The following is a 19,954-nucleotide window of genomic DNA, read 5'->3' on the forward strand; positions in this document are numbered from 1 at the left end:
AGTGAAAAGGGATTAAATTTACACATGTTGAAGTTTTTAATTGCTGACGATCATCCTTTGTATCGCGAAGCACTAATAGCAGCTCTGAACACCGATTTTGAAAAAGTAAAATATTTTGAATCCGATTGTCTAAACACCACGTTAAGCACATTAAATAAACACCGGGCGATGTCGCTTGTACTGCTCGACCTAAACATGCCAGGGTGCGAAAACTTTTATGGTTTGCTCAGAGTAAGGCAACGATTTCCTGATATTCCGGTGGCAATCATTTCTGCGACCGAAACACTAAGCGTGGTCTCGCAGTCGATGGAATTTGGCGCGACTGCCTACATCCCAAAAACAACGCCAACCTCTCAAATCATCGAGGCTGTTAAGGCAGTCATTAAAGGCGATACGTGGTTGCCAGCTGAGCTAAAGGATAGAGTTGCGGAAGTGCAGGGTGACATTTTAGATATTGCCGAGCAAGTGCGCCGTCTCACACCAAAGCAATTTCGCGTCTTACGCTTATTGCGAAAAGGTTTAATGAATAAGCAAATTGCATCTCAATTAAATGTTACTGAAGCCACGGTGAAGGCTCATATAAGTTCTATCTTTAAACAATTTAACGTAAGATCACGTACTCAAATACTCGTGAAAATTGAAAAACTACAGTTGGAATAATGACGCCGAACATATTGCCATTGATTGACCTGCATCGACATCTTGATGGCAATGTTCGTGTTTCAACCATCCTTTCCCTCGCCCAACAATATGATCTTCCCCTACCTGCGAATACCCAAGAAGCACTAGAAAAGGCAGTATATATCCAAGACCGAACCAGCGATTTGATGGCCTTCTTGCAAAAGCTTGATTATGGTGTGTCGGTATTGGCCAGCTTAGATGCGTGTGAACGCATCGCTTTTGAAAACGTTGAGGACGCTTTTAAGGAAGGTTTGGCGTATGTTGAGCTTCGTTTTTCTCCGTACTATATGTCGCTTGCACACAAACTGCCTCTATCTGAGGTGGTGGCTGCGGTAGTGCAGGGCACGGCCAGAGGGATGAGAGCGTATAAGGTGAAGGCCAAGTTGATTGGTATATTGAGCCGAACTTATGGGCAAGATGCCTGTATGGAGGAACTTAAAGCGCTACTCGCTCACAAAGACGCGATAGCAGGGCTCGATTTAGCCGGTGATGAAGCAAATTTTCCTGCTGCCATGTTTGTTGAACATTTTAATAAGGCAAAAGCGAATACCGACTGGCAATTCACAATCCATGCGGGGGAGGCGTCTGATGCTCAAAGTGTATGGGATGCCATTAATCTGTTGAAGGCAACCCGCATCGGTCATGGCGTGCGCGCTATTTTTGATGAGTCGCTAATGCAGTATATGACCGAACATCGTATCGGCATAGAAAGCTGTGTTACCTCAAATTATCAAACCGGTACATGGCTCGACATTGATAATCATCCAGTGAAACAGTTTTTAGCGCACGGTATTCCCGTATGTCTCAACACTGATGATCCCGGCGTATCAAATATTAAGCTTGCAGATGAATTCAAACTTGCGCGAGAACGTCTGAACTTAAGTGATAGTGAAATTGATACACTAAAAAGCAATGCGATTGATATCTCGTTTGCTTCGAATGATGAAAAGCAGACCTTGCGCGGGCTGTATTTATAATGAAATTATGAGTCGCAGGCGAATTGCGTGGACTTCGGCAGCTATTTGTTTAGCCTTAGTTTGAAGCTCACCAGAAAGCGTTAATACGCAAACAACTTCACACAAAAATTAAAATCCCAGAATCAAGAATCAAGAATCAAGAATCAAAAATCAAAAACAAAAAAGCCGAGTGTTAAATAACATCTCGGCTTTTTACATTTAGCTAATGCGCTGCAGTGTCATCTAGTGGGCTCTGACGCGCTTAACCCTAGCTAAACCTTACTTTTATTAAAAGTAAACTAGGAGTGCCCAATCACGCACTAAGCGGCCTTAGCGGCTTTTTTACGCGGACTGGCTTTCTTTTTCAGCTTTTCACTCGTTGACATCAGCAATTCTTCTGGGCTGAAGTCATCCACGTTAATGGTGCGCAAGCGACCGGCTTCGGTTTCGCGCAGTAAGCTTGCCTCTTCATCGCTAATCAAATTAGCTGCTAAGGCTTTATCTGCCAGTTTATCGAGCTGCGTCATCGGAAGCTTTTCGCCCAAAGCCTTACAAATGCGGTCGAAGATTGGCTCAGTCTTGATCACGTTATCAAGCGTTTGCTCTAAATCTCCGAATAAACTGCCCTCTACACGAGTGAGATACTGACCGTCACCTATGCGACTTCTAGCGCTGCATGGATTCTGCAGAATATGCGCAATCTCATGCTCAATTTCATCAGATGGCTTGTCAAATCTCTTACCGAAAGGTTGAACCAACACGCGCAATGTCCACGCTACTGGGGCAACAGGGAAGTTGCGAATGAAGTCGTCTATCGCCACATCGATTTGGTGCAAACTGTCTTGCATGGCCCAATGAACAAAAGGTAAATCCTCTTGCAGGCGACCCTGCTCATCATAGCGTTTGAGCACTGCACTACACAGATACAAATGGCTTAAGATATCGCCTAAGCGAGCAGACAGTCGTTCGCGGCGTTTTAGAGAACCACCTAATACACCCATGCTAATATCAGTTAGCAGTGCAAGGTTCGCTGAGTAGCCTTGCAGTGCGCGATAATATTTTGAGGTCTCGTCTTTAAACGGTGTCGCACTCAAGCGGTTTTTGCTTAGTCCGAACCATAATGAACGCAGCGTATTACCGAACGCGAAGCCAATATGACCCCATACTGCCTTGTCAAACGCGTCTAGTTGTTCGTTTTTGTCTTCTTTCTGAGCTGCGTATATTTCATCTAACACGTACGGGTGACAGCGCATTGCGCCTTGCCCAAAAATCATCATGTTGCGGGTGAGAATATTTGCACCTTCTACGGTAATCGAAATAGGCGTGCCCTGATAAGCACGTCCCAAATAGTTATTTGGGCCTAAACAAATACCTTTACCGCCATGCACATCCATTGAGTCATTCACAGCTGTGCGCATTTTTTCAGTTAAATGATACTTACAGATGGCAGATATAACCGAAGGTTTTTCACCGAGGTCCACGCCAGCCGTTGAGAAGGAAGTTACCGCGTCCATTAAATAAGCGTTGCCGCCGATGCGCGCTAGCATCTCTTCCACACCTTCCATTTGCCCAATGGGCAATCTGAATTGACGGCGAATGCGAGCGTAAGCGCCCGTTGCCATCGCTAATTGTTTTGCGCCACCTGCTGCGGACGAGGGAAGAGTTATGCAGCGACCAACTGATAAACACTCCATCAGCATACGCCAGCCTTTACCCGCCATTTCTTCACCACCTATGATATAACTTAGCGGTACAAAAACATCTTCACCTTTTACCGGTCCATTGTGGAAGGGCACATTCAGAGGGAAGTGTCGGCGTCCTATTTGCAAGCCTTTCGTGTCACGCGGAATAAGTGCGCAAGTAATGCCTAAATCTTTTTTGTCAGACAGCAAGCCATCTGGGTCATACAGTTTAAACGCAAGACCTACAACTGTGGCAACCGGTGCAAGCGTGATGTAGCGCTTGTTGAAGGTAAGCGACATACCTAGCACTTCTTTACCTTCAAACATTCCCTTTTTGATAATCCCTTGGTCGGGGATAGCGCCTGCATCAGACCCAGCTTCAGGACTGGTGAGTGCAAAACAGGGAATTTCATCACCTGCGGCAAGACGAGGTAAGTAATAATCGCGTTGTTCAGGTGTACCATAGTGCTGCAGAAGCTCACCTGGGCCTAGGGAATTGGGCACGCCAACGGTGCTTGACAACACGGCGCTCACGCCTGCGAGTTTTTGCAACACGCGAGACTGAGCATAAGCAGAATACTCAAGACCACCGTATTTTTTTTCTATTATCATCGCAAAGAACTTGTGCTCTTTTAGATAGTTCCATATTTCATCAGGTAAATCAGCGTCTACGTGATTGATTTGCCATTCGTCAACCATGGCACAAACCGTTTCACAAGGGCCGTCAAGAAAGGCTTGTTCCTCAGCGCTTAATTTTGGTTGCGCTATGGCATGAAGTTTCTGCCAGTCGGGTTTACCACTAAACAGCTCTCCATCCCACCAAACCGTACCTGCATCAATTGCCTCTTGTTCGGTTTGAGACATTTCTGGAGATACCTTTTTGTAAAAAGCTAAGAGCTTTTTGGTGATGATATCTTTGCGGATGGGCTCGTATGCCAGCGGCACCGCAATAATGGCGAACACTAACCAGCTAATAATGCCAAGGGAGCCAAAAATGGTAGCAATCACGAGGGATGCAGCCACAATGGCTAAACTATTTTGTAAACTATAACGCTTATACGCAACTACGCAAACGGTAGCTAAAACAATAAGCACCCAAACTAAATCGGACATAATATCTCCAAAGGTCTGACCAGATGTGTTACGTTATGATCAATGACGTCAAATATCAAGTTTTGAACGAAAAAGAGGACATACGTCCTCTTATAAATATTTACGGATGAGTCTTAAAAAATGACCAACTATTCGCGAGAAAAGCTCTGTAACTTTATATCGCCTTGTTCTTTGCCATTTTTAAATTGCTGGAGTCTAACGAGCGTGTAGTCAAGATCGGGGGCAAACCATGCAAAGGTCACTCGCTTTTTTGAATCGCGATTTATTTTTACTTTGAGTGCATTTATTTTGCCATAAGGCAGTGTTAAAGAATCTGCACCGATTACCTGTAACTGATAGTTACGACGCTCACCACGATAATTAATAAAGTCATAGCTAACGTCGGTTTCACCCGCTTGTAATTTTCTTGATAAATCAACTCGGAATAACTGATTATCCATTTCATCATTCCAATCATACTGCGCTTCGTCATTCACCCATATTTTATCCGAATCTTTATCGAAGCTAACGCGCAATGACTTATTTGAGCCGGTTCCTTCGCGTTTATATTGATATGTAATGGGTATGAGTTGATTATCTTGTAATTCAAAAACGCTGGTTTCGTAACGCCGATCAGAGAGAAAAAACTTTGATACGGTTGATGCGTAATTTAATTCGTACTTTGACGAGTGCGAGGTGTTCTCGCTGATTGCCTCTAGTGTTTTGAGACTAAGTTTCGCTTCACCAACGTCATCTCCATCATAATAAGCAATAAAGGTCGACGTAAAAGGGGATATTATTTCAGCTGCTGACTGAGCTTTTGGTTGAGTTTCTGCTTCGGGTGCTATTGCATTAGATTGCGCACTAGATTGCTCACTAGATTGTGAAGTGGCTTGTGCTTGCGCGGATGCAGCATGAGTTAGGCTTGAACAAAGCGCAAAAACAATACATAGCATTACCTTGCTCAGAAAAAGCGAATCACAGATGCTAGATGAGCGATTGTGTAACCTTGTAATCTTACTGATGTCCATAATTCACTCCGCCTATAGGCACTTCACTACCATCAAAGCTTAGGTGCTTGCCATCAAATACCAAACGCCCATCGCAGAACCATTCTACAACCCTAGGATAAATTTGCCACTCTGTTTGCGCAAGGCGCTGAGCCAGTGTCTGAGCGGTATCATGTGGATGTATCGCAACTTTGGATTGTAAGACCACTGGACCACCGTCTAGTTCAGCGGTGACAAAGTGGACGCTGCTGCCATGCTCGGTATCGCCGTTTTCAATAGCTCGTTGATGCGTATTTAGTCCCGGATATTTAGGCAGTAGAGAAGGGTGTATGTTTAATAGTTTAGTGCTTAACGCGTCAACAAAGGCGGGGCTTAAGATGCGCATAAAACCTGCCAGCACCACTAAGTCTGGACGGAATTCTTGTACTTTATGCAGTAAAAAGGCGTCGAATGCTTCTCTTGATACAAAGTCTTGGTGAGGAATGCAAACCGCTTCAATATGGTGCGCCTGCGCGCGCTTAAGGGCAAAGGCCGATGCCTTATTCGACACCACAGCGACCACTTCGCCGTTAATCTTCCCCTGCTCACACTGGTCAATAATTGCTTGCGCGTTACTGCCATTGCCAGACACTAAAATAACAATTCGTTTTGTCATGCCAAAAGCCAAATTTGTGGCTATTATCGGTGAATAATGACGTTGCGCTCGTCAGTTTTGTCTTGTACTTCGCCTATTATCCAAGCTGTTTCGCCGAGTGCGTTTAAACACTCCACGCAGGCGTCTGCGGTTTCGCTGTCAACCACTAGCATCAAGCCAACACCGCAATTAAAGGTACGGTACATTTCGTCGGTTTCGACATTGCCGTGCTCTTGCAAATAGTTAAAGATAGAGGGCCACTGCCATGTATTTTCTTGAATATGTGCGCACAGCGTGTCTGGCAAAACGCGAGGAATATTTTCCCAAAAACCACCACCGGTGATGTGCGATATTGCATTTACGCGTTGAGTTTCAAGTAATTTAAGAATCGACTTAACATAGATGCGTGTTGGCTCAAGTAGGTGCTTGTGTAGCGGTTTAGCGTCAAGGGTTTCATTAAGGTCGAGCTCGGCAACTTCAATAATTTTTCTAATCAATGAATAGCCGTTAGAGTGGGGACCAGAAGAGGCCAGTGCAATAATTTTATCTGTGGCTTTAACTTTGCTACCATCGATTACATCAGCGGCCTCGACTACGCCAACACAAAATCCGGCGACATCATAGTCTTCGCCATGATACATGCCAGGCATTTCAGCTGTTTCACCACCAATTAATGCGCATCCTGCCAATTCACAGCCGGCTCCTATCGATGTAATAACGCTCGCTGCGGTATCTACGTCTAATTTACCCGTTGCATAATAATCAAGGAAAAATAGAGGTTCTGCGCCTTGTACAATAAGGTCGTTTACGCACATAGCGACTAAATCTATCCCAATGCCATCGTGCTTTTTTAAGTCCATGGCGAGGCGCAGCTTAGTGCCAACGCCGTCAGTTCCTGATACCAAAAGCGGTTCTTTATATTTTGTTGGGAGCGAACATAGGGCCCCGAAACCACCTAGACCACCTTTAACTTCTGGGCGCGCAGTTGCTTTACTGACTGACTTTATACGCTCAACCAAGCGATTACCTGCATCGATATCAACACCGGCATCTTTGTAACTTAAAGGCGAATTCTTGTTTTCCACGATATTCCTACACTTAACGACCACCACAAAGTGTAAATGTTACCAGTAACCAACTTGCTTTTGTATCAAAAACTTATGCGAAATTAGTGATGCAAAACGCTGATAAATATCAGACAATACAGTCATGGCTTGATGAGGACTTTGCTTTTGCCGCATTTCAAATATTTGATTGTTTTTTTAGCACTTGTTTGCTGCACCACCGCCGATGCTTCATCGGTTTCGGATATTGCGGTGGGGCGAGTGATAATTGAAAACCAATCTAGCGAAACGCAAAAGCGCGCAGGACAAGCGGCGCTGCGCCAGGTTTTTGTGAAATTAAGTGGCTCAGAAGAAACCTTAAATAATCAAATAATCCGGCGCGCATTAAATAACTACGAGCAATATTTGATTGCCAGTTCGTATATTCAGCGCGACGAAGCGCTTTTGTTTGAAGCGCGCTTTAATCAAGAAAAACTCACCAACTTACTGAAAACAAGCGGTTTACCTGTATGGGCGAATTTGCGCCCGAGCGCAACATTGTGGTTGGCATCCCAAACGCCATCGCGCGACTTGCTGTGGTTAAATCAGAATACCGCGTTTGCCTTTAATAATAATTTGCAACAGCAGGCCTTCGAAAGAGGTGTCAATATCGTTCTGCCCTTAGGTGATTTAACTGATTCTATGTCGGTGTCGGCGTTTGATGTGTGGACGCAAAATACAAATAAGTTAAAGCTACAAACGACGCGTTACAACACGCCGTTTACCATAAGCGCATCACTCCAGCCATTGAGCGATGCGGCTCGCGAGCAATACCAAGAAGAAGCGCAGTTTATGGCGCAGCAAGCGGCCTTAGAGGCATTGTTGAACTCGCCAACGGAGCTTGAGTCAGAATCGTCCTCGGGTTCACAAGTGTCAAATAGCGGCCAGAACGTCAACGACGCACCTGTATTGCCCTCACCACAAGACCAATATCAATTAGACTGGATTATTAGCGGTCCTGAGCAGTTGCATATTGGTAAGACCTTTTTGAGCGACAATAACACGGTGGCGCAGACTTTAGTGAGGCTATATGCTGATTTACTGGCGTCTCAATATGCGAGCGATGCCAGTATGAAAGGCGAAAAAGCCAGTGGCACATTGGTCATGGCAAACATTTTATCGCTAATCGATTACAATCAAGCTCTTGCATTAATTAATAGCATGCCGCAAATCGATAATGTGAGTCTCAACAGTATTGAAGGTAATACCGCCAGTTTCAGTGTTTCATTATTAGGCTCGGCCAACGACCTTGTTAATTTACTTACATTAGACAAACGGGTGAAAGTAAATAATCAAGACATCAGTCGCGCTAACAGCGAATTTATTAGCCTGACTTGGGGTCAATAGTGCCTAAACCATGCAGTTAGTTTTACCCGTTCTTCAAACCCACGACTTCAGCCTTGATAATTTTGTAGCAGGCAGCAATCAGGGCGTTGTTCAGCATTTACAAAACAGTGTCTGCCACAGCGCCGATAAGGCCTCTGGTGTAAATACCTCTGCAGGTGCTGCCCCTATTACCTATCTTTACGGTTGTTCAGGCGTTGGCAAAACACACCTTTTGCTCGCCATGCATCAACATGCTGAAGCACAGGGCTTTTCGGCACGATATGTGGATATCGAACAGGTGCGTAAGCTTCCCGCTCAGCTTATTCAAGGGCTTGGGCAACATGATGTGATTTGTATCGATAATATTCATCTTATTGCTGAGGACAGGGAATGGCAGATTGCGTTATTTGATACGCTCAATCAATTTTTGGAACAAAACCCTTGTCATTGCATCGTCAGTGCGAAGTCAGCGGTAAAGTATATCGAATTTAGTTTGGCTGACTTGGCGTCGCGACTTCAGTGGGGAACAAGTTTTCAACTGCGCGACATGGAAGAAGGTGACAAAATAGAAGCCTTGAGACTGCACTTTAGTGAGCGGGGCGTGAGCGTCCAAAACGAACTTCTTGTGTTTTTATTGAGACGCTGTGAGCGGGACATGCATAAACTGGTCGAATTAGTCAGCACGCTTGATTCAATGTCTTTACAACAGCACAGAAAGCTTACCATCCCGTTTGTGAAAGAGGCACTCGGTCTTTAAGTATCAAGGCTCTGGAACACGAAGCTTAATAGTATGCGCCTGCTGCTGGTCTTTAAGGGCCTGTGCCTGCATTTGCGCTGCATCCATTGCTCGCCTTTTTTGACCTTCATTAATCGCATCTTGTGTCTCTTGTGCTGCCGATAGCGTTAAATTTTCAAACCAGCCTTTGTTTGGGTCCATTAATATCGGCGAGGGCAGCGCATCGATTAATGCAGGGATATTGCCTAATTCCGGATAAACGCGAGCAACGGCAAACGCCGCTCGGTCTGCTAAGTCCGGGTCGCTTATTCTGTTGCGCTGCCCCCACACAACGTTAAAGTCATTGCCTTGCTCTCCCTCAATAATCGCAAGGTCTGCTTCGGCACCAAGGCGGTATAGCATCAAAAATCGTTCGGCCAATGTGGCAAAATCTTCTCGTTCGGTGAGATACGAGTAATAAGAAGATGCACGGTCAGGACTGAAAAAACCTTCAATGTCTGTCCCCGTGTAATTTCGCTGACTTGCAGTGGGCGTTTGCCCGGCAAAACTGACCTGCGCTAATGCATGAAGTTCAGACGAGCGCAGGGGATACTGGCGTTGTAATACGTCAGAGTTTGCGCCGTTGGCTTGAAAATATGCGAGCGGGGTGGTCGTTCTTGATATTTGTTGCCATCTACTAGGCGGGAAAAAGTCATTGGCATGCGCTAGTTCATGGTACATCAGCCACGAAATACTGGCCTCAACATCTTCAAAGCGTCTTTGGATACGCTCATTTTTAGGGTAGTTGCCCTGCGGATAATATTCGTTATTTTTTGTGTAGCGCCAAAACACAGAAAAATTTAAATCGTTACCGAAGTCGCGCCTAAAGTCCGCTTGATCGTTTAAAGTATCTCGCTGTGCAGGAGTCTGCCAGAAATTATTCGCGTCTAGGTAAATAGCGCCGGTGGCAGACCAATAAAAGGAAGGGCGAACGTCATAAGAAATAACGATGGCTGTCACGCCTCTTAACAAGCTAAGCATGTCGAGCCCAGCCTCGGAACGCTCTAGATATTCTTTAAAGCTATCGCCCATCCATTGATGAGAGATCAAGGTGCGGTTCAGCACATCCTCTACGCTTGGCGTGTCTGTCATCATTCCAATCAATGGGAGACGTTCAAAATTGCAAGTTGGACGGCTTGGAATAAGGTTGTTGTAAACGCATGACTCTATCGCGTCTTTAAATGGACTGCTAGCGCGATATGCATGCATATCTTGGCTAATAATGAAGTTATTTGCATAAAACAAACCCGAGGTATCAAATTCGGTGTTGCTTACGGCCAATAAGACCCTATCGCTCGCCGTCGTTCCATCGTCAAAATCAATATCTGCTCGATATTCAATCAGGGTGTCTTGCGACACGGCAGGTATATCAATAAATAAAAAAGCATCTTGCTGTGATGGACTGAGAATCTGAGGACCAGACAGCTGAGTCCATCGAATGGCAGTGGGCGTTTTATCTTGGGGAAGCTGAATATGGAATGAGGCTTTGCCAAGCTCGGTTACCGCATGGTCTAGCCGAATATTGGCAGAAACGTCTGCCGCAGAACTGGCAGAAAAATCAAGTGTATGCCGTTGCTGCCCACCATTATCAAAGCGAAGGACTAATTCGAGCGAGTAATCGCCGGGGGCAGGAACGTCAAAACCGATAGCCTTTGAGGTATTAGCCAAAAAGCTTAATGCAGGACCGCTCGTCTGTTCCCAGCTTATTTCAAATGCCTGCGCTTTTGAGAGCACAGCAAAACCAATCGACTCACCCACCAAAGCAGAACTCGTTCCGTAAATGGCAATATCGGCGTTTTCGATGATGGGAGTGGCTTGTCCCGCTGAACTACCCGGGGTGCTTGGGTTAGGAGAAGGGGGAGGCGCGTTGTTATTGCCTGCATTATTAGCACTATTACCATCTGAGCCGCCACAAGCACACAGCAGCAATGTTAACAACAGCAACAACGCATGTTTCATTTTACTGACCTCGGCCTTCAAACCTGTTTTTTTCATCTTCCATTACTTTGCTGAGCTTCTCAAGGTTGGTTCCCAGTTCTTGGCCTCTTAGCCTTGCAAACATCATGCATCCAACAAACATTGCACTTGCTAATACAAGTTCAGCACCAGCATGAAATAGATAGACGGGCTCAGCATAGATGACCGTTATCGCATGTAAAAAATAGAGTAAAACGATAAAACACGCCCATGCATGGGTGTAAGGCTTTGCCTGTATAATGCCTTTGAGCGGGAGCAGAAGTGGCAAAATATAAAACAGCAAAATAAAGGTAATAGAATAGTCAGCTTTCGTATCTAGCGCCAAATACCATATGCTCATCCACGCCAGGAGCAAGACATGGGAAACTAAGGCCAAATAGCGATAGCGCACCACTGTTTTTGACATCATAACGTTTGCCGGCTCTTCAGGCTTGCCAGATGCTGCTACGGATGACTCGATGCTCATTACATAATTCCTTTCTGATTCACTGTTTATTTAGCCTGCAAGTGGGCGAACTGGCCGAGGCGTTTTCCCATTGCTTTTGCTAAGGCTTGCTCGTCTGACGATAAACCGGAAAACCGCTCTCCGGATACACATGTTACGCCATAAGGAGTGCCGCCGGTCATTGTTGTATGTAGTTTGTCTTCACTATATGGCAAGCCAACAATACACATTCCGTGATGCATAAGAGGGAGCATCATTGATAACAAAGTACTTTCCTGACCGCCGTGCATGCTCGACGTCGAGGTAAATACACAGGCTGGCTTGTCGACCAATGCGCCTTTTAGCCACAGGTCGCTTAAGCTATCAATAAAATATTTGAGGGGAGCGGCCATATTCCCGAAATGAGTAGGGCTTCCCATCGCAAGGGCATCACAATCCATTAAATCTTGTTTACTGACATACAAGTGACCCGTCTTTGGAATGGGCGATTCAAGCGCCTCAAGGTTATTACTAACAGGAGCCACACAGCGCAGCAACACCTCGCAGCCAGCGCTCTGGCCGCCTAAAGCAATATGTTGAGCTAGCGCTTCGGTTGCACCATGCTTTGAATAAAATAGAACGAGAATTTTAGGCATGTAAAAGCGCCACAATGTGATCTAAGGGACGGCCAATTGCCGCTCGCGAACCATACATCATAATGGGGCGCTCCAAAAGCTTGGGGTATTTTGCAACAGCATCTAATACTTCGTCGTTGCTGGCATCTTGATTGAGTCCGGCCAATTGATATTCCGCTTCTTTAGAACGAATCATTTGATGGGCGTTTTGCACATCTAAGGCTTTGAAAATTGCATCTAGGTCTTGGCGCGTAGGCGGCTGTTTTAAATATTCAATCACGACTAGATCATCGATTTGCTGCTGAACATAGGCCAGCGCTTCACGACTTTTTGAGCATCGAGGGTTGTGATAAAGAATGGCTTTAGGCATTATTTGCCCCCTGTGTTGTTTGAAGGATTTATGTGTGCAACAAAAAGCTTTGTACTTTCTCATTGCGGTGTGTGCGATTGCCGCAGGCCTCGCACTTTATATGGTTCAGCAGTACGATTTTACCACGCTTGATGGGGCAAAACACAAGCATTCTGACTTTCACGGTCGCTACGTAATTGTTAATTACTTTGCCGAGTGGTGCGCCCCTTGTTTAAAAGAAGTACCTGAGCTGAGTAAACTTAACCACATTAAACCTGAGAACGTTGCTTTATTCGCAGTCAGTTACGACAATCTAACGGACGAGAAGCTTGTGGAGATCAAAGAGAAGTACGACATGCGCTTTTCGCTTATCAATCATATCGAAAATCCATTTCCCTTTGAGCGCCCGCAATATTTGCCCGCGACTTATATTATTAATCCTGACGGAAGTTTAAAAGGGCAGTTATTCGGCGAACAAACCGCGGAGAATCTGCTAAGCATCGTGTCTGGGCCAGTGCTTACCGAATGACGGTTTACTGAATGACCAAGTTACTAAATGACTAGTTATTAAATTCTAGTTACTCATCAAAAAGCTATCGAAATCAAACAAAGCGCCAAAGCTCACAAAACAAGGCAATTGCACACTCATTGCCATTTATAAGCTTAGGCGCTGGGCGTTAGCCTGAGCTGAGCGTAATTGGTCTATTCGCCCTAAAATACGCTGTTTTTCTATATTGTCTTCCTTCGCATAATTATAGGCAAACTGCAGTTCATCGATTGCAAGAGGATAAGCCAATATCAGAGCATAAATTTCCGCCTGAGTTTTGTGCGCCTCTTTTTTCTGCTGAGTGCGCTCATAGGCATCGTTCAGCAGTTGATACGATAGAATATTGTTGCTGTCTACAAGCAATAAGTCGCGCAATATTTCTATAGCTGAGTCATAGTCTGCGGCCTTTAAATAACTGTTCGCTAAATTCAAAGCTAGCACTTGATTATGTGGCTTGTGTCGACGCAAGGGTTTTAATAGGTTAATTGCCTCGTCAAAGCGCTGCTGTTCAAGCAATACGTCGGTTTTAACGTCGAGATAAAACAAATTTTCAGGGTCGTCTTTGAGTAGGGCGTTAATGACCTCTTCGGCAGATGAGTACTGCTCTAATTCAAATAGACTTATTGCCAAGCCGTATTTAGCAGCACTGAGTTTTACGCCCTGTAGCTGACGAACTTGCGACTCATAAAAGCTCAAGTTTCGCTCAGGGTTACTCATATATCGCGCTTGAATACGGGCTCTCGCAAGATGAAACGGTAGGCTATCAGGCAGGTTAACTTCACCGTATGCGCGCGCTCGGGTAATGGTTTCGGCTACGCGGTCTTGGGGCAGGGGGTGAGTTTGTAAAAATGCAAGTTGGCTTGAGCGAGAACCTGACTGCGCCGCTAAACGTCCGAAGAAGCTCGGCGCGCCTTTAGGGTCAAACCCCGCTCTGTACAATATATTTATCCCTATATTATCGGCCTCTTGCTCATTATTACGGGTAAAGTTGATATTGGCTTGTTGACCGCCTGCCATTGTGGCAGATACGGCGGCCATGCCGGCCCTAGGGTCAGCCATCGCAACCAATAAACTACCAATCATGCTGGCAATTTGCAGAGGGGAAGAACGCTGTTGAGATTCCAATCGCCGGGCCAAATGTCGCTGCGTTACGTGCGCGATTTCGTGAGCAAGCACCGATGCTAACTCGCTTTCACTTTCAGACTCGGCAATAAGACCGGTGTGCACGCCGATATGGCCGCCATAAAAGGCAAAGGCGTTTAATACCGGGTTGTTGATCATAAAAAATGTAAACGGAAATTTTGTGTTGTCGGCATGCACTACTAGGCGATTACCGAGGTCTTGAATGTATTCTTGTAAAACGGGGTCTTGTACCAATGGTGCTTGACCACGCAGTTGACGCATAATGGTGTCACCCACGATTTTTTCTTTATCGATGGTAATAGCAGAAGAAGCGACCACGCCAATTTCGGGAAGTTGGTTACGATTGCCATTTGTTTGTGCATTTGCGGTTAAAGCACTTGCTAGTGCGCTCATCACAATAAATAGTCGAATAATTAAAAACTGCATGAGAAGCTTATATGTACCCCAACAAAATATAATATACTGTGGATAGACCGTCTTAGGTCACGATAGTTTCACGCAAGCGATTCTCAGCTAAGCCTTAATATGCTAGTTTGCGCTTCGTTTGTGCATTAGCGTTAAGATAACGCATTTTTAAAATATTAAAAGGGTTATGCAATGCTTGGAGTTTTAGGTAACTGGTATAAACGCAAATTTTCAGATCCGAATGCGTTGATGCTTCTGCTGTTAATCCTATTTTCTTGCGCCATTTTGTACTTATTTGGCGGCATTCTTATGCCGGTTTTAGTTGCGCTTGTTATCGCATATTTACTTGACGTGCCTGTGACAAAACTCGAAAACGCCGGTATCAGGCGCTCGCTAGCCACTACCTTTACGCTAATTGTATTTTTATGCGTGTGTTTTGTTACCGCCATCGCACTGATACCCATCATTTCTAAGCAAAGCGTGAATTTAATAAAAGAAGTGCCCTTAATTTGGGAGTCGGCACAGGCATGGCTCGCTACGCTGCCTCAAAAATATCCAAGCGTCATCGAAGTTGGCTATATAAAGTCAATGATGGAGGGAGTGAACGAGCGGGTTGTAAGCGTGGGTGAGCAGGTGCTATCGGCATCTTTTAGTTCATTAGGGAATATTGCAGCCATACTGATATACATCATTTTAGTGCCCTTAATGGTGTTTTTTATGCTCAACGACAAAGGCTTTTTTGTTGCGAGCATTTCCAAAATACTGCCCAAAGAGCGGGTTCTCATCACGCAAGTCGGTGAAGAAATGAACACCCAAATTGCAAATTATATCCGCGGGAAAGTCATTGAAATCGTGATTGTGGGGGCAGTGACCAGTATCGCGTTCAGCATTTTAGACTTGCGGTTCGCGCTATTGTTAGGTGTGTTGGTCGGGTTTTCAGTGCTGATACCCTACATAGGCGCTGCGGTTGTTACCATTCCGGTTGCTATTGTGGCGCTTTTTCAGTTTGGTTTTACGGCAGAGTTTGGCTATATCATGCTGGTGTATTTTATTATCCAAGCGCTTGACGGAAACCTGCTGGTGCCGATTTTGTTCTCAGAGGCGGTGAGTTTGCATCCGCTCTACATTATTATTGCTGTGCTGTTGTTTGGTGGATTATGGGGGTTTTGGGGCGTGTTTTTTGCTATCCCGCTTGCAACCTTGGTAAAAGCGCTCATTACGGCATGGTCAACGCCTAAGCTTGCCAACGATACGAATGACGCTCAGATTGCATAAATGAAATAAAAACGCTTAACAAAAAATGCCCCATACTAAAAGTATGAGGCATTTTTTTGCAAAGCTTAGCATGCAAACCTTAGCCTTTAGCTATAGCCTCAAGTACCGCTTGATGATGCTCTTTTGTTTTAAACTTATCTAAGACATCACTGACGTTACCTAGCTCATCAATGACGAATGTAATGCGGTGAATACCATCGTACTCTTTGCCCATAAATTTCTTTAATCCCCATACGCCAAAGGCGTCGGCCACGGCGTGGTCTTCATCACTGAGTAAGGTGAAATTAAGCGATTCTTTATCGGCAAACTTCTTAAGTTTAGCAACAGGGTCGGGGCTAATACCCAATACAACCGCACCTGCGCTATGGAGTTGGTCACTATGGTCACGCAGACCTTGCGCCTGAACCGTACATCCTGGGGTCATTGCTTTTGGATAAAAATATACAATGACCTTACTTCCTTTGAAGTCTCCCAAATTTACAGTGTTGCCGTTTTGGTCTTGCAATGAAAATGACGGTGCTTTATCACCAGCTTTCAATGTGTTCATTATCTTCCTTTATCTGTTGATGACTAATTCGGCCTGATAAACCCAGACCATTTAGGGCTGCCTTTACTTTTTTATCGAATTCGACCAAATCTAGATCAGCGGGAGCGGATAAAATCATTTTACACTCAACAAAACACACATCATTTTTTGTTTTTACTTTCTGACGTACCGCACTGATGCTGACGTGTTCGCCAGCCAAAAGTTTGGTAACTCTTTGCATTAAACCAGCAGAGTCCTGACCAGCAAACTTTAAGCTTATTAGTTGCTCGATATTTTGTTTTATATGTCCACTTGTTCGCTTCATCATACAAAGCAGTTCATGCTCCACACATAAGCTTGATAAGCCAATTTCTAAGCGTGTAATATCGTGTTCACTGCCGCTAGCAATCATCGTTACTGAAAAATCTTGACCATAAATGGCATGTCTTGAGTCGAGAATATTGCAGCTATGGTCGCTGATGCAGCCCGATATAGTGCTTAAAATTCCAAGTTTATCGGCGCCTAAAATATTGACGATCAGTTGGGTTTTCATTCTTTGGTGTTTCCTGCACAGTCCAAGGCTGATTAATACGCTCAATATAAGGTTTTCTACTTGTTTTTACTAGCGCGGAACACTACTATTGCCAATCGCTAAAAAGGGGGGTAAATGTTTAAGGGAAGCTACGTAGCATTAGTCACGCCATTATTGGCAAACGGCGACATCGATAACGCAAGTTTAGAGGCGCTGGTACAATGGCACATTGAGTCTGGAACGCACGGTATAGTCGCTGTTGGCACTACAGGCGAGTCTGCCACTTTGCCTATGGACGAGCATATCGATGTAGTGAGACAAATTGTTCATTATGCAGATGGTCAAGTTCCTATAATTGCCGGTAGCGGTGCTAATTCAACTGAAGAGGCTATTTTCTTAACCAAAGAAATGGCGAAGTTGTCGGTGGATGGTTTTTTAAGTGTTGTACCTTATTATAACAAACCTCAGCAGCGCGGCATCATTGCTCATTTTGAAGCAATCGCCGAGGCCAGTGATTTACCCACGATTTTATACAACGTACCGTCGCGTACCGTTACCGATATGTCTACCGACACAGTGGCGGCACTTGCAAAACATCCAAACATTGTCGGCTTAAAAGACGCAACGGGTGATTTATCTCGCTTGGCTGAAACTAAACAGGCGGTCCACGGTGAGTTTGTCAACTTTAGCGGAGACGACGCCAGCGGTTGTGAGTTTATGTGTAATGGTGGGGACGGAGTCATATCGGTATCGGCTAATATTGCACCCCATTCTATGGCACAGATGTGCAAGCACGCACTCGCGGGGGATTTATCTCAAGCAAGAGAGTTTGATGCTGTGTTGACAGAACTCCATCACGATTTATTTATTGAACCCAATCCGGTTATACCCAAGTGGGCGCTTTTTAAAATGGGCCGAATAAACTCGCCAATGTTACGATTGCCGATGGTATTGCCTGAACTTAACAGCCAAAAACAAATCGAACAAAGGTTGTTCCAATTAGGATTAATTAGATAGTAATGAAAAAAACCATTCTTTTGTCGATACTCGCAGTGGCCGTCACTGCCGGATGCACAAGTTCTGAAACCCGCAAGCGGGCCTCGGGTAATTTTGACTACTTAGAGGTTACTGAAGCCCAGATGCTTAAAGTACCGGATGATTTGAAAAGACCGCCCTTGTCAAATCGCTACGAATTACCCGAAGCGCAGTCGCCTCATAAAATTCTTGGAAGCGACGTTTTAATTGACTCTCCGCGTTTAGTACTGCCGCTGGTAAATGGGTCGCATGTTGAAGAAGGCTCGGAAAAAGCCACTGTGTTGTTCGACCAGATAGACGACAGCAAGCCACTGGATACGACCATCTGGGATACCGTGTTAGGCTATTTAGAGGTAAACAATATTGCGGTTGAATCATTTGACAGAGAAAACAATACTCTGGTTACCGATTGGGTCATTTCTCGCAAAAATATTGATAGCAGTTGGTATGAATTTAATGAAGAGGTTACCGAGCAAGCGCGCAAGTTCAAACTTACCGTAGATGTTGCTCCCCATGGTCGAACTGCAAAACTCAATGTTGAGAACGTTGCATTTGTTGATGAAAATGGCGATAGCCAACTGGCGAATATCAGCCCCTTCGAGCTCAGAGAAAACGAAGTTAATTTTTTGAATTACATCATTCAAGAATATGATTTTGGTATACGTCTGGCCCAAAACGAACGTATCGCGTTGATTCGTGACGGCTTTCAGTCGGAACTTGGGTTTAATCCAGATGGAGACGCAGCGTTTGTTGTAGATGCTGCATACGAGAACGCATGGCCGCGCTTGTTGTTGGTGTTAAGAAAAATGGGCTTTGATGTCATTGACCTTGACCAGTCGTCTGGTTTGATGTTTTTAAAATACAACGGAGAGGACCGTCCATGGTATAGCGGTATCTTTAGCGATGAAAAACTCGATTTAGATAAAGTGAATTATCGCTTGCTGGTTCAAGCAGTTGGGGATAAAACCGCTGTTACCTTTAAAGATAGTGACAATAAGGCATTTGAAGTTAAACAAGCGACAAACCTATTTACCGTATTTTCTGAGTACATGGCTGAAGAAAACTTAGATATTTAATTGAGGCGGCACATGCAAAAAGGCACCGAACTTTACCGAGGTAAAGCAAAAACCGTGTTTACAACCGACAGTGAACACCTATTGATATTAGAGTTTAGAAATGACACCTCTGCATTTGACGGCGAGAAGATAGAGCAGCTCGACCGTAAAGGGGAGGTTAACAACAAGTTCAACCACTTCATCATGCAAAAACTAGAAGAGGCTGGCGTTAAAACGCAAGTGCAAGAGTTACTTAGCGACACCGAAAGCTTGGTGAAAAAGTTAGATATGATCCCTGTTGAGTGTGTAGTTCGAAATTTTGCTGCTGGTTCTTTATGCAGACGCCTAGGCGTAGAAGAGGGGCTGGAACTCAAGCCGCCGACATTTGAATTCTTCCTTAAGAACGATGCACTTCACGACCCGATGGTCAACGAGTCGCACATTACAGGCTTTAAGTGGGCGACTGAGCAGCAAATTGAAAAAATGAAGTCGCTAAGTCATGCGGTCAACGGAATCTTGAGCCCCTTATTCGCAACGGGCGGTATGTTGCTTGTAGATTTTAAACTAGAATTTGGTGTGGATGAAAACGGCGACATTATCCTAGGTGACGAATTTACGCCCGATGGCTGTCGATTATGGGATAGCAATACGCGTAAAAAGCTCGATAAAGACCGTTTTAGACAAGGTTTAGGCTCAGTTGTTGAGTCATATATTGAAGTTGCCAATCGCATCGGTTTAGAGCTGTAGATTATTCAAGTCTGCTAGCGAGGTGATATTGAGACTTAAGTGCCG

Annotated in this window: 20 protein-coding genes; 9 read left to right on the forward strand and 11 right to left on the reverse strand. The window is 44.9% G+C overall.

All coding sequences use genetic code 11. The annotated features are described in order from the left end of the window. Window positions 1–24: 24 nt before the first annotated feature. Entirely contained in the window at window positions 25–660 is a 636-nt protein-coding gene (locus ACFO4O_RS03880; RefSeq protein WP_382406048.1) for a response regulator transcription factor, read from the forward strand. Continuing rightward, window positions 660–1,658 (forward strand): adenosine deaminase, encoded by a 999-nt coding sequence (gene add / locus ACFO4O_RS03885; protein WP_382406049.1) that lies wholly within the window; start codon window positions 660–662, stop codon window positions 1,656–1,658. The genes ACFO4O_RS03880 and add overlap by 1 nt, the downstream gene beginning before the upstream one ends. A 299-nt stretch (window positions 1,659–1,957) precedes the next feature. On the opposite strand, the gene fadE is transcribed toward add, so the two are convergent. The 4 genes from fadE to purM form a co-directional block, all read right to left on the reverse strand. Continuing rightward, window positions 1,958–4,432 (reverse strand): acyl-CoA dehydrogenase FadE, encoded by a 2,475-nt coding sequence (fadE, locus tag ACFO4O_RS03890; RefSeq protein ID WP_382406050.1) that lies wholly within the window; start codon window positions 4,430–4,432, stop codon window positions 1,958–1,960. A gap of 128 nt (window positions 4,433–4,560) precedes the next feature. Then, window positions 4,561–5,442, reverse strand: coding sequence for a DUF3108 domain-containing protein (locus tag ACFO4O_RS03895; RefSeq protein WP_382406051.1), 882 nt, complete (start codon window positions 5,440–5,442; stop codon window positions 4,561–4,563). Then, complete coding sequence (gene purN, locus ACFO4O_RS03900; protein ID WP_382406052.1) at window positions 5,429–6,076, reverse strand: phosphoribosylglycinamide formyltransferase; 648 nt, start codon at window positions 6,074–6,076, stop codon at window positions 5,429–5,431. Before purN ends, ACFO4O_RS03895 begins: the two co-directional genes overlap by 14 nt. A 23-nt stretch (window positions 6,077–6,099) precedes the next feature. Then, a complete protein-coding gene (gene purM, locus ACFO4O_RS03905; protein WP_382408221.1) occupies window positions 6,100–7,143 on the reverse strand; it encodes a phosphoribosylformylglycinamidine cyclo-ligase in 1,044 nt (347 codons plus the stop codon). A 144-nt stretch (window positions 7,144–7,287) separates the two neighbouring features. On the opposite strand from purM, the gene ACFO4O_RS03910 reads away from it, so the two are divergent. Both ACFO4O_RS03910 and hda read left to right on the forward strand, forming a co-directional pair. After that, window positions 7,288–8,505, forward strand: a complete 1,218-nt coding sequence (locus ACFO4O_RS03910) for a DUF2066 domain-containing protein (protein ID WP_382406053.1) — start codon at window positions 7,288–7,290, stop codon at window positions 8,503–8,505. Window positions 8,506–8,515: 10 nt separating this feature from the next. Then, the gene (hda, locus tag ACFO4O_RS03915; protein ID WP_382406054.1) at window positions 8,516–9,241 is read left to right on the forward strand and encodes a DnaA regulatory inactivator Hda; all 726 of its coding nucleotides are present in this window, start codon (window positions 8,516–8,518) and stop codon (window positions 9,239–9,241) included. A 3-nt stretch (window positions 9,242–9,244) separates the two neighbouring features. Here hda and ACFO4O_RS03920 read toward each other — a convergent pair whose 3' ends face one another. Genes ACFO4O_RS03920 through arsC form a run of 4 tightly spaced genes read right to left on the reverse strand, consistent with a single transcriptional unit; the run spans window position 9,245 to window position 12,665 of the window. Then, window positions 9,245–11,218 (reverse strand): hypothetical protein, encoded by a 1,974-nt coding sequence (locus ACFO4O_RS03920; RefSeq protein WP_382406055.1) that lies wholly within the window; start codon window positions 11,216–11,218, stop codon window positions 9,245–9,247. 1 nt (window position 11,219) lies between these two features. Further along, a complete protein-coding gene (locus ACFO4O_RS03925) occupies window positions 11,220–11,702 on the reverse strand; it encodes a DUF2069 domain-containing protein (protein ID WP_382406056.1) in 483 nt (160 codons plus the stop codon). Between the two features lie 26 nt (window positions 11,703–11,728). After that, window positions 11,729–12,316, reverse strand: a complete 588-nt coding sequence (gene wrbA, locus ACFO4O_RS03930; protein WP_382406057.1) for an NAD(P)H:quinone oxidoreductase — start codon at window positions 12,314–12,316, stop codon at window positions 11,729–11,731. After that, window positions 12,309–12,665, reverse strand: a complete 357-nt coding sequence (gene arsC, locus ACFO4O_RS03935) for an arsenate reductase (glutaredoxin) (RefSeq protein ID WP_382406058.1) — start codon at window positions 12,663–12,665, stop codon at window positions 12,309–12,311. Before arsC ends, wrbA begins: the two co-directional genes overlap by 8 nt. A gap of 34 nt (window positions 12,666–12,699) precedes the next feature. Here arsC and ACFO4O_RS03940 point away from each other — a divergent pair, with 34 nt between their 5' ends. After that, window positions 12,700–13,173 carry a TlpA family protein disulfide reductase gene (locus ACFO4O_RS03940; protein WP_382406059.1) on the forward strand — a complete coding sequence of 158 codons (474 nt, stop codon included), beginning with the start codon at window positions 12,700–12,702 and terminating at the stop codon, window positions 13,171–13,173. A 126-nt stretch (window positions 13,174–13,299) separates the two neighbouring features. Here the strand turns inward: ACFO4O_RS03940 and bepA are convergent, their stop codons facing one another. Beyond that, window positions 13,300–14,760 (reverse strand): beta-barrel assembly-enhancing protease, encoded by a 1,461-nt coding sequence (bepA, locus tag ACFO4O_RS03945; RefSeq protein ID WP_382406060.1) that lies wholly within the window; start codon window positions 14,758–14,760, stop codon window positions 13,300–13,302. A 171-nt stretch (window positions 14,761–14,931) separates the two neighbouring features. Here bepA and ACFO4O_RS03950 point away from each other — a divergent pair, with 171 nt between their 5' ends. Further along, window positions 14,932–16,014 (forward strand): AI-2E family transporter, encoded by a 1,083-nt coding sequence (locus ACFO4O_RS03950; RefSeq protein WP_382406061.1) that lies wholly within the window; start codon window positions 14,932–14,934, stop codon window positions 16,012–16,014. A gap of 79 nt (window positions 16,015–16,093) precedes the next feature. Here the strand turns inward: ACFO4O_RS03950 and bcp are convergent, their stop codons facing one another. Both bcp and ACFO4O_RS03960 read right to left on the reverse strand, forming a co-directional pair. Beyond that, entirely contained in the window at window positions 16,094–16,561 is a 468-nt protein-coding gene (bcp, locus tag ACFO4O_RS03955; RefSeq protein ID WP_382406062.1) for a thioredoxin-dependent thiol peroxidase, read from the reverse strand. Beyond that, entirely contained in the window at window positions 16,539–17,138 is a 600-nt protein-coding gene (locus tag ACFO4O_RS03960) for a glycine cleavage system transcriptional repressor (RefSeq protein WP_382406063.1), read from the reverse strand. The genes bcp and ACFO4O_RS03960 overlap by 23 nt, the downstream gene beginning before the upstream one ends. Window positions 17,139–17,207: 69 nt before the next feature. On the opposite strand from ACFO4O_RS03960, the gene dapA reads away from it, so the two are divergent. From dapA to purC, 3 genes are read left to right on the forward strand one after another with little or no spacing between them, the layout of a single operon-like run. Further along, entirely contained in the window at window positions 17,208–18,089 is an 882-nt protein-coding gene (gene dapA, locus ACFO4O_RS03965; RefSeq protein ID WP_382406064.1) for a 4-hydroxy-tetrahydrodipicolinate synthase, read from the forward strand. A gap of 2 nt (window positions 18,090–18,091) precedes the next feature. Continuing rightward, complete coding sequence (gene bamC, locus ACFO4O_RS03970; protein WP_382406065.1) at window positions 18,092–19,183, forward strand: outer membrane protein assembly factor BamC; 1,092 nt, start codon at window positions 18,092–18,094, stop codon at window positions 19,181–19,183. Window positions 19,184–19,195: 12 nt separating this feature from the next. Further along, a complete protein-coding gene (gene purC / locus ACFO4O_RS03975; RefSeq protein WP_382406066.1) occupies window positions 19,196–19,909 on the forward strand; it encodes a phosphoribosylaminoimidazolesuccinocarboxamide synthase in 714 nt (237 codons plus the stop codon). Window positions 19,910–19,954 lie beyond the last annotated feature (45 nt).

The sequence above is a fragment of the Glaciecola siphonariae genome, assembly GCF_042652645.1.
In the GTDB taxonomy this organism is placed as follows: Bacteria; Pseudomonadota; Gammaproteobacteria; order Enterobacterales; family Alteromonadaceae; genus Glaciecola; species Glaciecola siphonariae.

What these genes read in the sequence shown, in the direction of transcription:
- ACFO4O_RS03950 (WP_382406061.1), top strand. Translation starts at nt 14,932, where the DNA reads ATGCTTGGAGTTTTAGGTAACTGGTATAAACGCAAATTTTCAGATCCG.
- bcp (WP_382406062.1), bottom strand. Translation starts at nt 16,561, where the DNA reads ATGAACACATTGAAAGCTGGTGATAAAGCACCGTCATTTTCATTGCAA.
- ACFO4O_RS03925 (WP_382406056.1), bottom strand. Translation starts at nt 11,702, where the DNA reads ATGAGCATCGAGTCATCCGTAGCAGCATCTGGCAAGCCTGAAGAGCCG.
- hda (WP_382406054.1), top strand. Translation starts at nt 8,516, where the DNA reads ATGCAGTTAGTTTTACCCGTTCTTCAAACCCACGACTTCAGCCTTGAT.
- dapA (WP_382406064.1), top strand. Translation starts at nt 17,208, where the DNA reads ATGTTTAAGGGAAGCTACGTAGCATTAGTCACGCCATTATTGGCAAAC.
- arsC (WP_382406058.1), bottom strand. Translation starts at nt 12,665, where the DNA reads ATGCCTAAAGCCATTCTTTATCACAACCCTCGATGCTCAAAAAGTCGT.
- bamC (WP_382406065.1), top strand. Translation starts at nt 18,092, where the DNA reads ATGAAAAAAACCATTCTTTTGTCGATACTCGCAGTGGCCGTCACTGCC.
- purC (WP_382406066.1), top strand. Translation starts at nt 19,196, where the DNA reads ATGCAAAAAGGCACCGAACTTTACCGAGGTAAAGCAAAAACCGTGTTT.
- ACFO4O_RS03920 (WP_382406055.1), bottom strand. Translation starts at nt 11,218, where the DNA reads ATGAAACATGCGTTGTTGCTGTTGTTAACATTGCTGCTGTGTGCTTGT.
- purN (WP_382406052.1), bottom strand. Translation starts at nt 6,076, where the DNA reads ATGACAAAACGAATTGTTATTTTAGTGTCTGGCAATGGCAGTAACGCG.
- bepA (WP_382406060.1), bottom strand. Translation starts at nt 14,760, where the DNA reads ATGCAGTTTTTAATTATTCGACTATTTATTGTGATGAGCGCACTAGCA.
- wrbA (WP_382406057.1), bottom strand. Translation starts at nt 12,316, where the DNA reads ATGCCTAAAATTCTCGTTCTATTTTATTCAAAGCATGGTGCAACCGAA.
- add (WP_382406049.1), top strand. Translation starts at nt 660, where the DNA reads ATGACGCCGAACATATTGCCATTGATTGACCTGCATCGACATCTTGAT.
- ACFO4O_RS03895 (WP_382406051.1), bottom strand. Translation starts at nt 5,442, where the DNA reads ATGGACATCAGTAAGATTACAAGGTTACACAATCGCTCATCTAGCATC.
- ACFO4O_RS03880 (WP_382406048.1), top strand. Translation starts at nt 25, where the DNA reads ATGTTGAAGTTTTTAATTGCTGACGATCATCCTTTGTATCGCGAAGCA.
- fadE (WP_382406050.1), bottom strand. Translation starts at nt 4,432, where the DNA reads ATGTCCGATTTAGTTTGGGTGCTTATTGTTTTAGCTACCGTTTGCGTA.